The sequence below is a fragment of the Undibacterium sp. FW305-107 genome (assembly GCF_058788535.1).
Genome location: NZ_JBYTAV010000002.1, coordinates 496,515 through 509,747, shown reverse-complemented (window position 1 = coordinate 509,747; position 13,233 = coordinate 496,515). Strand labels below are relative to the sequence as shown.

The window sequence follows — 13,233 nt, the reverse complement described above, 5'->3', positions numbered from 1 at the left end:
AAGGTCTTTGCGTATGCTCTTTACTCAATTGTCAGGTCACGTCAGCAGACTATTAAAACAAGCCCTGGTGCTCGTGATATTTGCGATTACTGCTTTGCCTGCTTATTCTGCATCAAAAACCATCCTCGTGCTCGGCGATAGTTTATCAGCCGAATATGGACTTGAGCGTGGCAAAGGCTGGGTAGCCTTACTGGGGCAAAAATTACAGCAAAAAAATATTCCAGCCACAGTCATTAATGCCAGTATCAGTGGTGACACCACCAGTAGCGGAAAATCGCGGTTGGGGAGTTTACTGGAAAGGCATCATCCAGATATCGTTATCATTGAACTGGGCGGCAATGATGCCTTGCGCGGCTTGTCACTCAAAGCTTCCGAGAGTAATTTCCAGGCCATGATAGATATGGTAAAGGCGCAAAAAGGCAAAGTTTTGTTAGCCGGCATGAGAATCCCTCCCAATTATGGCCCCGATTATTCCGAGCGTTTTTTCTCGCTATTTGGCAAGCTGGCAAAAGCCAACAAAACCGCACTTGTCCCTTTTTTGCTGGAAGGCATAGCTGAAAAAGATGAGTTTTTTCAGCAGGACCGCATTCATCCTATAGCTGATGTACACCCAACCATCGTCAATAATGTCCTGCCAAACCTGCTTCCCTTACTAGGTAAGTAAAGTCATGAAATATCCTGAACTGCTGGATTTTCCAGAGGTATTCAAGCGACGCGCAGAATTTGACGCCATCATTGATGTGCGCAGCCCGGCTGAGTTTGCTGAAGACCATATTGCCCATGCCATCAATTGCCCGGTGCTGGATAATGAAGAACGCATTATCGTTGGCACCATGTATAAGCAAGTTGGGTCGTTTGAAGCCAAGCGCCTGGGTGCAGCCCTGGTAGCAAAGAATATAGGACGACACATAGAAAACCTGTTTCAGGACAAGCCACGCGACTGGAAGCCTTTGATTTATTGCTGGCGCGGCGGCAACCGCAGTGGCGCCATGGCACATATCTTTGCCAAAATAGGCTGGCCAGTAGTGCAATTGAATGGTGGTTACAAGGCATACAGGCAATTTGTTAATCTGAGCTTGAGCGCAGAATTGCAGCATTTTCAATGGCAGGTTTTATGCGGCCCCACCGGCAGCGGCAAGAGCCGTTGCCTACAAACCTTGGCAGGTCTGGGCGCACAAGTGCTGGATCTGGAACAATTAGCTGCCCATCGGGGCTCAGTGTTAGGTGACATTCCCGAGCATGCACAACCCTCGCAAAAGCAATTCGAGAGCCGTATTTTTGAACAACTGCAGCAATTTGATGTACAAAAATTGGTTTACGTAGAAGCAGAAAGTAAAAAAATTGGCAATCTGAGAGTACCAGAAAACCTGATGCAAGCCATGCGTGCCTCAGGCTGCCTGCAAGTTAATTTGCCATTGGAAAAAAGAGTGGAATTCCTGGTGGAAGAATATGCTCACTTCATGCAAGATACAGAAAGTCTGAATAAACAATTGCATTTTCTGACCGCCCTACACGGCAAAGAAAAAATTTCTGGCTGGAAGCAAATAGCGCAAGATGGTGAACTCACGCAACTGGTCAAAGAATTGCTGGAGCAGCACTATGACCCAGCCTACGGCAAATCAATCGCGAGAAATTTTGTGGGATACAGCAAGGCTAGGCAAATAGAACAAAACGATATTGGAGAATCGGACTTCCATGAATCTGCACGTCACATCTTGAGTTTTGCGGATCAAAATCCCATCAATGCCTGAGCATAGTCTAAAAACTCAGCCATCGACATCATCGACAATTCTTTGCCCTTCGTCTTCCAGGCCATCAAACTGCCTGTGATTGACCGCCCACCAGAATACCGCACCAATGGCAAACACCAGCACCAGGCTCAGCGGTATCAGCAAATAAAGTATGTCCATAATTTCTTGTACTACTCTTTATATCAGTCCTGCATCAGATAGATGGGCTGTGGCAATAGATACAGGCGCAGGGCATTCAACACCACAATCAGCGAACTCAGCGACATACCTAATGCAGCATGCCAGGGCTCAAGCCACCCACACATAGCAGCGGGTATCGCCAATAAATTGTAAAGCACAGCCCACGCGAGATTTTCGCGTATCAGTCTATAAGCCTTACTGGCTACCGTCATGCCAAAGTCCAGGTCCAGCAAGCGATTGGACATCAATAATACATCACTGCGCGATTGTGCAATTGGTGCTCCCTGCCCCATCGCTACCGACACATCAGCCAGTGCCAATACAGGCCCGTCATTCATGCCGTCGCCAACCATGACTACCGTTGCGCCGCCTGTCTGCAACTGCTGCACTATTTCATACTTGCCCTCAGGGCCGAGACCGGCATGCGCATCATGAATACCGCATTGCGCAGCAATTTTATTGACGACCTCCAAGCGATCACCTGATAACAGCATGACTTTCTTGCCCTTGCCTTTTAAATTTCTGATCGCTTCAATTGCATCGTCACGCAGTACGTCGTCGAGTGCAAACCATAAGAGATTGCCATCCTCATTCGCCAGCACAGTCAGTGTTTGCCCTTCAAAACCCGAAGGAATGGACATTTCCTGAGCATGTAATTCACGCGCGAACTCCATACTACCCAAGCGATAAGCTCGTCCCTCAAATTCAGCCTCAATACCACCACCTGGCACCTCCCTTACTTTGCGCAAGTCTGGCATATCTTGATTCAAATTTTTTTGCGCCAGATAATCGCCAATTGCTTTGGATACCGGATGTGTAGATTGGCAAGCCAGCGCCATGGCAATTGCTGAAGTAGTGGGTACATCATCAGCAGACAGCATTTCCCTGACCTGTAATTTGCCCATGGTCAGTGTGCCGGTTTTATCAAAAACAATATGCGTGGCTGATGCCATGGCTTGTATGGCTTTTGATTTTGCCAGCAATACGCCATTTTTAGCCAGAATACCTATGGCTGCAGACATGACACCCGGCGTCGCCAGAGACAAGGCGCATGGACAAGTCACCACGATGATGCTGATGGCGATCCACAATGCGCGGTCAGGATCTATTTGCCACCAGACGACACCGCTGACAAAGGCAAGCAGCAGTATGATGATTAGAAAACGGCTGGCATGTTTATCTGCCAGTAAAACCAACGGTGGTTTTTCCAGTGAAGCTGATTCCATCAAGCCTATCAAGGCCGACAATTGAGTCGCGCCACCTACCTGTTTTGCCTGCATCACTAGGGCGCCATGAAGATTCACTGATCCGGCCAATAAATTACTACCGGTCGTTTTACTGACGGGTAAAGATTCACCCGTCATCAGTGCCTCATCACAACTGCTATCACCCGCAATGACCACACCGTCCGCAGGAATATGCTCACCAGCGGCGACCAATAAATAATCACCTGACAGCAAGGCTGTTACCTCAACAGTCTCTAGCGCCTGCTGCGGATAGGTGAGGTAGCGTTGCGCCATCGCCGGGGACAATTGCGTCAGTATTCTCAATGCCGCAGTCGTGCGTTTTTGCACTTTGGATTCAATCAATCTTGCGCCCAGCAAGAGGAAGACAAACATGATGGCCGAATCAAAATACACGGCACCACCATAAAATGTCGCCCAGACGCTGGCAAAAAAAGTCAGCAATATGCCCAGAGAAACGGGTACATCCATGCCTATATGGCGATTTTTCAAATCACGCCAGGCGGAAGAAAAAAAAGGTGCAGCTGAAAACCCCATGACAGGCACGGCGATGATCATGCTGGCCAGCTTCAGCAACTTGTCGACATCTGGCGTCAAGTCACCATCAATCTGTGGTATCGGAACCAGGTAGGCAGGAAAAGCATACATCATTACCTGCATCATGGCGAAGCCAGCAACAAACAAGCGCCACAAGGCGCGCTTGCTTTCTTTTTGCTCCAATTCATCTGGAGACTGGCTGGCTGGCAAAGCACCATAGCCCAGGTCAGTGACAGCAGCCAATATACGTTTGAGCGTCAGTAATTCAGCATCCCAGGAAATATCGGCACGATGACTGGCGGGATTAATCTTGAAGGAAATAACGCCCGGCAATTGCCTGATACGAAACTCAATCAATTGCACACAAGCAGCACATCGCATGCCTGAGAGATTCAGTTTTTCACTGACAAGCCCTTGCTGTTGGGCTATTGCATTGACGTCTGGCATTAGCGCGCTCGCATTTGTCATGCCTTTACCTCGCCAGCGTCTGGCTGGTTTTATTCATCATATATTCAGCCACCAGCTTATTTTGCTCGACCGTACGCAAAATCGCCAGGCAGCCATGGCAGCATACTGGCTGCATGCGGCCATCAAATGAGGTAGTCAGTGCATTGCTTTTGCGCATTTTTTCGCCGCAATGAAAGCAGTCAGTCTTTTCACTTGTTTTAAAAGCGAAAAACTTTGTCTCAAAAAGCGCTGAAAATACAAATGCCATGATTAATGATTGAGGATAAAGGGTAGGTCTAGCGATCAAATTGCTTTGATGTTACAGGAGAGAAAATGGCGACACTTGATTCAAATCAAGTATGAGAGAAGAAAAACAGGCATAAAAAAACGGTAGCGTTGCACTACCGTTTCTTTTACTTCATGGATACTAATGGCTACTTTATGGCTACTAATATTGCTACTGCTGCTAACTCAGCGAGGGTTCTTAGAAACCTCAGGTCCGTGAACTAAACGGATGGGTACTTCACAAATTGTAGACTATCCACTTCATTAATAACCGGCACACAAGACACCGGAGCTCAAATTCAATCCGCCTTGGATACAAAAAATATCTTGTATATCGACCTCCTTCTTTTGAACCAGTTACGCCCCTAATATATGCCAACTCGATAACGAGTGGAAGAAAAAAATAACTATGCAAGCAGCCAACAGGATTAAGAAAATCAACCAAACAAAATGGCTAATTAGCGCATGCTAGGAGCATTTCCCTTCAAGATCGTGGTAGCTGCGCTGGCACCTATGGACGCACCAAATTTTTTCAAGACACGCTCAGGCAAGCCTTCTTTCTGAGTATAGTCGACGATGTTTTCGACCTTGATGACATCACGTGCAATAGAATCCACAGAACCAAAATCATCTGCCAGCCCCATTTGCACAGCCTTGCTACCTATCCAGAACAAGCCAGAAAACATTTCTGGCGTTTCTTTCAAACGCTGTCCACGCCCTGCACGCACGGCGTCAATGAATTGCTGGTGAATTTCATTGAGCATGGTTTGCGAAAAAGCTTTTTGTTTTTCTGTTTGCGGCGAAAATGGGTCCATGAAACCCTTGTTTTCACCTGCCGTCATGAGGCGACGCTCTACACCCAGCTTATCCATGAGACCGGTAAAGCCAAAACCATCCATGAGCACACCAATAGAGCCGACGACGCTGGCTTTATTGACGAAGATTTTATCGGCAGCTACCGCAATGTAATACCCACCAGAGGCGCAAATCTCATCCACCACGACATACAGTTTTTTCGTAGGATATTCTTTGCGCAGCCTGCCCATTTCGTCATTGATCATGCCAGCTTGTACTGGGCTGCCACCAGGGCTATTGATACGCACCACGACAGCGACTGAACCTGGGTCAGCAAACGCCCGGTTCAATGCCGGGATCACCGAGTGAGCGCTGCCTGCACCTTCTGACTCTATGGTGCCGTCAATTTCTATGAGCGCTGTGTGATGCCCAAGGTTTTCCATTTCAGTGCTTGCATAATCGCTGAAATAGTAAAACGCGAAAATAATCACCGATAAAAAAGCAAACCTGAAAAAGATACTCCAGCGCCTGCGCAAGCGCTGCTCACGCAAGGAGTCTGTCGCCAGTTTTTCTAACAGCTGACGTTCCCAGCCTTCTTTTTTATCGCTTTCGCTCGCTGGCGAACTCGGAAATTGCTCATTCATAATTTTTCCAGAAATCAGGCAATGACAGCTTGTATATAATCATCGGGATGCCAGTAAATCTGCCCTTCTTCTTCACTGACATTAATTTTTCGCAGGCGACCGCCACGGCAAGGCCCACCCGTGCAATAGCCGGTATCTGGCTGGTAAATAGCACCATGAGTGGCACACATGATGTAAAGACCGCTGGATTCCAGGAATTCACCCGGATTCCAGTCCAGCTCCACTGGCACATGGGCACAGCGGTTTAAGTAACCATGTACTACGCCGTCATAACGGATGACGAAACCGACAGCATCGTCACTGCCGGCGGTGACGGGGAAGCGCACACCCTTGCCACCTTCTATCAATTCATCAGATTTACATACGGAAATTGACTTCATCTTTATCTCTTATCTGCCACTTTTGTTCAGGCATTTTCACGCAGCCACTCATGCAACTGAGCAACGTCTTTTGCAGAAAATATAGGTTGCATGTTCTGCAGTGCAAGCACGTCATGTGCGCCATATTCAACTGCAATCGCTGCGGCGCCTGCATTATTGGCCATCAGCAAGTCATGTGTGGTGTCACCTATCATGACAGTGCGGCGCATGTCTTGCCCCAGCTCACGTGTTAACTCTTGCAACATTGCAGGGTGTGGCTTGGAAAACGTCTCGTCGGAGCAACGTGTCGCGTCAAATATCGAGGTCAGTTTGGCGGTATGCAAAGCGCGGCTCAGGCCAACCCGGCTGGCACCGGTTGCCACTGCCAAAAAGTAACCCTCTTGCGCCAGTTCGGCCAACATTTCCCTGACACCCTTAAACAGGGGCAACTCATGGTCCTTGGTCAAGAAGTGATGGCGGAAACGCTCAACCACCCTTGGATACAGCTTGGGGTCTATGCCCGGCATAGCCACCTGTATTGCTTCAGGCAAGGCGAGCCCTATGACATAAGAAGCGATATCTTCTTTGGGAACCGGCAAACCAAGGTCTCTCGCTGCGGACTGCATGCATTTGACGATGGCAGCTGTGCTGTCCATCAGGGTTCCGTCCCAGTCAAATACAATTAAATCAAATTGCTTTTTTGCCATATATTCAATAAACGCGCACACATCAGCATGCGCGACATGTTTCTCATCAATAACGGCATCATACCATTACTAAACCATTAAGACTTTTCCAGACGAAGGCGCTAAGCCAGGCTTTTCAGAAAATCTTCACATTCTTTGGGCAAAGCTGCATTCACCGTCACAGTCTTTCCCGTCTCGGGATGAACAAAGCTGATCTGGTGGGCATGCAGGAACATGCGTTTCAGTGCGCCGCGCCCTTCAGTCACCTTCAGCAAAGCGCGATTTAGGGAAAAGTCACCATATTTGTCATCGCCCGCAATAGCGAAACCACTGGCCGAAAGATGTACGCGAATCTGATGGGTACGTCCCGTTTTCAGCTCCGCCTCAAGCAGGGCGAAATCGCGATATTTTTTCTGCAAAGTAAATACCGTATGCGAGGCCATGCCATCAGCTTGCACCCGCACACGGCGCTCACCTTCTGCTGTTGTATACTTATGCAATGCCAGTTTGACATGTTGGCGGGCATTCTTCCAGTCGCCATGCACCAGGGTCAGATAACGCTTGTCAGTAACACCATCACGCATTTGCTCATGCAAATTTGTTAATGCACTACGTTTTTTGGCCAGCAAGAGTATGCCTGAAGTTTCCCTGTCCAGTCTGTGCACCAGCTCCAGGAACTTGGCGTCCGGCCTCGATGCGCGCAATTGCTCTATGACGCCGTAACTGATACCGGAGCCACCATGCACTGCCACGCCAGCTGGTTTGTTAATTATCAATAAATGATTATCTTCAAACAGGATGGGGAATTCATGCTTGGGCACGACCTGTTCGCTGACTTCCGCCATGCGGATTGGCGGGATACGAACGACATCGCCCTCCACCAGGCGGTACAACTGGTCTATGCGGCCTTTGTTAACACGCACTTCGCCAGAGCGCAGAACCCGGTAAACATGGCTTTTTGGCACACCTTTGCAAATACGTAACAAGAAATTATCAATACGCTGCCCCGCCTCTTCTTCCGAGATCGTGAGCATCTGAACTTTGGGTTGGGAGGCCGAAGGCTGCTGAGGGGAAGGCTTTTCCATCTGAATTTGATGTGCTCCCCTATTAATTGTCGCTAAGTCCTTCATTTTGAATATATAATCATTTTCGCTTCAGCATTTTGTGCTTTAGCAGTGTAAGAGGAATAAACGCCTATTTTACACAGGGGCATGTCCATCGGCCTCGCCTGTTTGCAAATTTGATGGAAAAGATGTGTATGCAGCGTCATTTGCATGTCAAGGTAACAGCCAATTGTTGTTATCGGGCGTAGACAAATGAAGTTGGATCAGAGAGTTTGAATTGTAAGGATATTAGTCTGGCAAGAGGCGCGGGTTTACATATGAACCAGTGAGCTTGCCGGTTGATGGTTGAGGTAATAGGGTCGATTCCGCCAGACACAACAAAATAAGATGGTCTGGCACCAAAGTTGCTCATCGCCTGGCGTTGTACTTGCTTGTTCACCAATAAGCAAGGCAGACAACGTGGGGGACATGTGCACTCGAACTTGATTTACTTTAATCGTCCGCGCCCAACGCAAAACAGATGGCCGTTTCATCAGTTCTACTTGGCTTTTAACGCCATATAGACTCCGCCCTGCTTTGCCTCAGGCATTTCCCTCCCCCTCAAACACTCCGCTCCCGCGTACATCCCGTATCAGTACAGTTGCCCCTTCAATGGATGGCAACACAAGATGACCACCAGGTCACGGAGTAAAAACATGAAACGTATGCTGTTCAACGCGACGCAGCAAGAAGAGTTGCGCGTTGCTATCGTCAATGGGCAAAAGCTCATCGACATTGATATCGAGACTGCCGGTCGCGAACTGCGCAAGTCCAATATCTACAAAGGCGTGATCACTCGTATCGAGCCTTCCCTTGAAGCCTGTTTCGTCAACTACGGCGAAGAACGTCACGGTTTCCTCCCCTTCAAAGAAGTTGCCCGCACCTATTTCAAAGAAGGCGTGGACGTACGCAATGCTTCAATTAAAGAAGCGCTGCGCGAAGGCCAGGAAATCATGGTCCAGGTTGAAAAAGAAGAGCGTGGCAACAAGGGCGCAGCCCTGACCTCGTTCATTTCGCTGGCTGGCCGCTACCTGGTATTGATGCCTAACAACCCACGTGGTGGTGGTGTTTCCCGCCGCGTTGAAGGTGAAGACCGTCAAGAATTGCGCGAAACCATGGACAAACTGGACTTGCCTGGTGGCATGTCCGTTATTGCCCGTACCGCCGGCATAGGCCGTAATGTTGACGAATTGCAATGGGACTTGAATTACCTGATGCAACTCTGGCGTGCAATCGAAGGCGCCGGCAAATCGTCTCCAGGCGCCTTCCTGATTTATCAAGAGTCATCCCTGGTGATCCGCGCCATACGCGACTATTTCCAGCCTGACATTGGTGAAATCCTCATCGATACTGATGAAATCTACGAACAGGCTCAGCAGTTCATGAGCCACGTGATGCCCGACATGGTGCATCGCGTTAAACGTTATAGCGATGATGTACCGCTGTTCTCACGTTTCCAGATCGAACATCAGATTGAAACTGCCTATTCCCGCACCGTACCTCTGCCATCTGGTGGCGCGATCGTTATCGATCATACTGAAGCCTTGGTGTCAGTGGACGTTAACTCGGCCCGCTCCACCCGTGGTGGCGATATCGAGACGACCGCTTTCAATACCAATCTTGAAGCAGCTGAAGAAGTAGCCCGTCAATTGCGTTTGCGCGACCTGGGTGGCTTGATCGTGATCGATTTTATCGACATGGAAAATGCCAAGAACCAGCGCGAAGTTGAAACCCGTCTCAAAGATGCCCTGCGCTATGACCGCGCACGTGTGCAAATGGGCAAGATTTCCCGCTTTGGCCTGATGGAATTGTCTCGCCAGCGCTTGCGCCCTTCGCTGTCCGAAGGCAGCCACGTGACTTGCCCGCGTTGTAACGGCACCGGCCATATCCGCGATACCGAGTCTTCTGCCCTGCAAGTCCTGCGTATAATCCAGGAAGAGGCCATGAAGGAAAACTCAGCAGCGATCCACGTCCAGGTACCTGTTGACGTCGCCGCTTTCCTGCTGAATGAAAAACGTGGCGAGATCCTGAAGATAGAAACGCGCCATCGCGTGACTGTCATCCTGATCCCGAACAAGCATCTGGAAACCCCACATTACAAACTGGATCGCCTGAAAACAGATGATCCACGCCTCGAAGATCACCACGCCAGCTATGCCATGGCTGAGCAGGCTGACACCGACATTGGCTACAGCAAACGTCAGAAAGAAGACGTCAAGCCACGTCAGGAAGCCATGGTCAAGAGCATCACACCTGAGACTGCCCCTATCGTTGAACGCAAGGAAGTCGCCCCGGTTATCGTTGCACCAGTTGTAGCACCGGCAGAGCCTGGCTTCTTTGGCAAACTGTTTGGCTTCCTGTTTGGCAAGTCTGAACCAGCAGCCAAGGTAGAAGCGCCAAAACCGGTAGAAGAAAAAACCGGTGAGCGTGACCGCACTGCCCGCGGTCCTCGCAATGGCAATGGCCAACGCAACCGCAATCGTCGCAACCGCGACCGTGACGAACGCGAAGACCGTCCAGCGAAGGCAGAAAAGCCAGAGCAAGAATCAGCTAAACCTGCAGCAGCGGAAAATCCACGCCCACCAAAAGCACCTAAGCCACCACGCGAAGAACGTGAATCCCAGGAAACCCGCCGCGAACGTCAACAACGTCAACGCGACGAGCGCAAGGATAACCAGGCTCAGGAAGCCAAGGAAGAACCTATCCACAAGCATGTAGACCCTGTACCTGTCGATGTCATGCCTGCTGCCCCTCAATTGGAAGCACTGGAATCTGGTGCTGAAAACGACAACAGTGAGCAGGGCGAAGAGCGCCGTCGTCGCCGTCGTCGTGGCGGCCGTAACCGCAACCGTCGCGACCGTGATGGTAACGAGTTGGTCAATGAGCAAGGCGAATTACCAATTGATGGCAGTGAAGCAGTTGATGCCGATGCTGCCAGCAATGCTGCGGTAATAAATGCCTTGGTAGCTGCGCCAGCAGTTGTAGCGCCAGAAGCGATCAACAATGCGTCAGACCACGCTACTGCAGCCAGTCAGCCTGCCGCTTTTGCTGAAACAGTAGTAGCTGCAGCGCCTGAGCTTGCACCAGTGGTAACTAGCCCCGCCGTAATTGCACCTACACCTGATGCTATTATTGCACCTGTCGTCGCTGCACCCGTCGTAGATGCCGCTCCGCAGGAAGTCATCAGTGCAAGCTTTGCTGTAGAAACGCCTGCAGCGATTGAAACAGCACCAGCAAGCGCAGAGATAACAGTCCCTGTTGAAGTTGCACATACGCCAGCACCAACACCTGAAGTTGTCAATGCTGCTCCTGCAGAAGTGGCGCCTCAAGTTGTACCTGTTGAAGTAGTGGCAGCTCCGGCAATTACAGCTCCAGCTATTCCAACTACCGTAGCTCCTGCAGTTCCTCCAGTCCAGGCAGTCAGCACTTCAGTGGCAAAACCACTGGACGCAACCATGCCTTTGGAAACCCTGCATAGCATGCTGAAAGAAGCCGGACTGGAATTGGCCAGCACCGACCCCGTCAAGCTGCAAGCAGCCAAAGCTGAAGCAGAAAAACTGGTAACACCGGCACGCGTTCCGCGTGAACGTAAGCCTGCACCAGTCGTTGCGGATGAGCCATTGGTGATGGTGGAAACACGTCGTTCATGATGTTGATGAACAGCCTGTAGACAGTCTTTAATACAGACCGAATTACAGGCTGAAAACAGGCTAAAGAAAAACCGGCTCTCTTTATGATTGCCGGTTTTTTTATGCCTGTCACCAAATAGGCAATAATATGCAAACACAATATTCGTAAATAAAACACTGAAAGCGCTCCCTTGCCTACGCATGAGATTACCCTGAAAGCAGCGTTTCTTTACTGGCTCAAGTTGGGATTCATCAGCTTTGGCGGCCCCGCCGGACAAATTGCGCTGATGCATACAGAACTAGTGGAAAAGCGCCGCTGGATATCCGAGGCACGCTTTTTACATGCATTGAATTACTGCATGCTTTTACCTGGACCTGAAGCAACCCAGCTCGCCATTTACATAGGCTGGCTCATGCACAAGACCAGAGGTGGCATCATGGCTGGCCTGCTATTTGTTTTACCCGGGCTCTTGATCTTGATTTTGCTGTCCTGGATATACATGGCTTTTGGCGACAATACTGTCGTGCAAGCGCTTATGACCGGCATCAAGCCTGCGGTAGTCGCCATCGTGCTCGCTGCTGCCTGGCGCATCGCACAGCGCACCCTGAAGACCGGTGTACTGATTGCAGTCGCACTAGCGGCCTTTGCTGCCATCGCCTGGCTACATCTCCCCTTCCCTCTGGTCATCATTGCTGCTGCATGCACGGGCCTGATCTTTCGCAAATCCTGTCACACAGTACAATCCGCCCACCAACAAACTACACATCAGCATCTGCCCGCGATTATTGATGACGACACACCCACGCCAGAACATGCGCGTTTTTCCTGGTTAAAACTGCTCATCACGCTGGGTTTGGGTATCTTGTTTGCCGCTGCGGTGTGGTTGTTGCTGGCACTCAGCTTTGGCCTGCCTCACCCCTTAACTGATATGGCCAGTTTTTTCACCAAGGCAGCCATGTTCAGTTTTGGTGGTGCATATGCAGTGCTGCCGTATATGGTTCAGGCAACGGTTGAGCAATACCATTGGCTGAATACAGCGCAGATGATGGATGGTTTGGCACTGGGTGAAACCACACCCGGACCATTAATCATGATCGTTGCTTTTGTCGGCTTCATCGGTGGCTGGAGTCACGCTTTTTTAGGCAGTGATCACTTATTGCTGGCAGCAAGCCTGGGAGCCTGTGTTGCCTGCTTCTTCACTTTTCTGCCTTCTTTTATTTTCATCCTCGCAGGCGGACCACTGGTTGAATCCAGCAGGAATAATTTGCATTTGAATGCCCCTCTGAATGCCATTTCAGCAGCGGTAGTTGGTGTCATAGTCAGCCTGGCCTGGTTATTTGCCAGCCATGTTTTTTTTAAGGATGCAGTAACTTTGGATATTCAAGCCATAGTACTTACTGCCCTGGCCGCTATCGCCGTTTTCAAATTCAAGCTTTCCACCCTCAAGCTGCTGGCAGCTTGCGCCCTGGCGGGATATATGCTCTCATTGTTAGCTTAAATTTAACAAAAGACCTTGCGGTCACATGAGATTTCAAGTCGTGCTATTGTTCATTATTAAGCTTAAAAATTACC

General features: G+C 49.8%; 11 protein-coding genes. 4 read left to right on the top strand and 7 right to left on the bottom strand.

Features of this window, described 5'->3' with window-relative positions; genetic code table 11:
* Positions 1-13 precede the first annotated feature (13 nt).
* Together AC3WQT_RS06375 and mnmH are read left to right on the top strand one after the other, a co-directional pair.
* Entirely contained in the window at positions 14-664 is a 651-nt protein-coding gene (locus AC3WQT_RS06375) for an arylesterase (RefSeq protein ID WP_492702949.1), read from the top strand.
* 4 nt (positions 665-668) lie between these two features.
* A complete protein-coding gene (gene mnmH / locus AC3WQT_RS06370; protein WP_492702948.1) occupies positions 669-1,751 on the top strand; it encodes a tRNA 2-selenouridine(34) synthase MnmH in 1,083 nt (360 codons plus the stop codon).
* A 15-nt stretch (positions 1,752-1,766) separates the two neighbouring features.
* Here mnmH and ccoS read toward each other — a convergent pair whose 3' ends face one another.
* From ccoS to AC3WQT_RS06335, 7 genes are all read right to left on the bottom strand, one after another.
* The gene (gene ccoS / locus AC3WQT_RS06365) at positions 1,767-1,910 is read right to left on the bottom strand and encodes a cbb3-type cytochrome oxidase assembly protein CcoS (protein WP_162041624.1); all 144 of its coding nucleotides are present in this window, start codon (positions 1,908-1,910) and stop codon (positions 1,767-1,769) included.
* A gap of 23 nt (positions 1,911-1,933) precedes the next feature.
* The gene (locus AC3WQT_RS06360; protein ID WP_492702947.1) at positions 1,934-4,180 is read right to left on the bottom strand and encodes a heavy metal translocating P-type ATPase; all 2,247 of its coding nucleotides are present in this window, start codon (positions 4,178-4,180) and stop codon (positions 1,934-1,936) included.
* A 4-nt stretch (positions 4,181-4,184) separates the two neighbouring features.
* On the bottom strand, positions 4,185-4,427 hold the full coding sequence (locus AC3WQT_RS06355) for a heavy metal translocating P-type ATPase metal-binding domain-containing protein (RefSeq protein ID WP_492702946.1): 243 nt from the start codon (positions 4,425-4,427) through the stop codon (positions 4,185-4,187).
* Positions 4,428-4,902: 475 nt separating this feature from the next.
* Positions 4,903-5,898, bottom strand: coding sequence for a S49 family peptidase (locus AC3WQT_RS06350; protein WP_492703127.1), 996 nt, complete (start codon positions 5,896-5,898; stop codon positions 4,903-4,905).
* Complete coding sequence (locus AC3WQT_RS06345; RefSeq protein ID WP_492702945.1) at positions 5,898-6,263, bottom strand: Rieske (2Fe-2S) protein; 366 nt, start codon at positions 6,261-6,263, stop codon at positions 5,898-5,900. Before AC3WQT_RS06345 ends, AC3WQT_RS06350 begins: the two co-directional genes overlap by 1 nt.
* Positions 6,264-6,289: 26 nt before the next feature.
* The gene (locus AC3WQT_RS06340; protein ID WP_492702944.1) at positions 6,290-6,949 is read right to left on the bottom strand and encodes an HAD-IIIA family hydrolase; all 660 of its coding nucleotides are present in this window, start codon (positions 6,947-6,949) and stop codon (positions 6,290-6,292) included.
* 101 nt (positions 6,950-7,050) lie between these two features.
* Positions 7,051-8,058, bottom strand: a complete 1,008-nt coding sequence (locus tag AC3WQT_RS06335) for an RluA family pseudouridine synthase (RefSeq protein ID WP_492702943.1) — start codon at positions 8,056-8,058, stop codon at positions 7,051-7,053.
* 629 nt (positions 8,059-8,687) lie between these two features.
* Between AC3WQT_RS06335 and AC3WQT_RS06330 the strand changes: the two genes are divergently transcribed.
* Both AC3WQT_RS06330 and chrA read left to right on the top strand, forming a co-directional pair.
* Positions 8,688-11,681, top strand: coding sequence for an Rne/Rng family ribonuclease (locus AC3WQT_RS06330; protein WP_492702942.1), 2,994 nt, complete (start codon positions 8,688-8,690; stop codon positions 11,679-11,681).
* Between the two features lie 170 nt (positions 11,682-11,851).
* The gene (gene chrA, locus AC3WQT_RS06325; protein ID WP_492702941.1) at positions 11,852-13,159 is read left to right on the top strand and encodes a chromate efflux transporter; all 1,308 of its coding nucleotides are present in this window, start codon (positions 11,852-11,854) and stop codon (positions 13,157-13,159) included.
* Positions 13,160-13,233 lie beyond the last annotated feature (74 nt).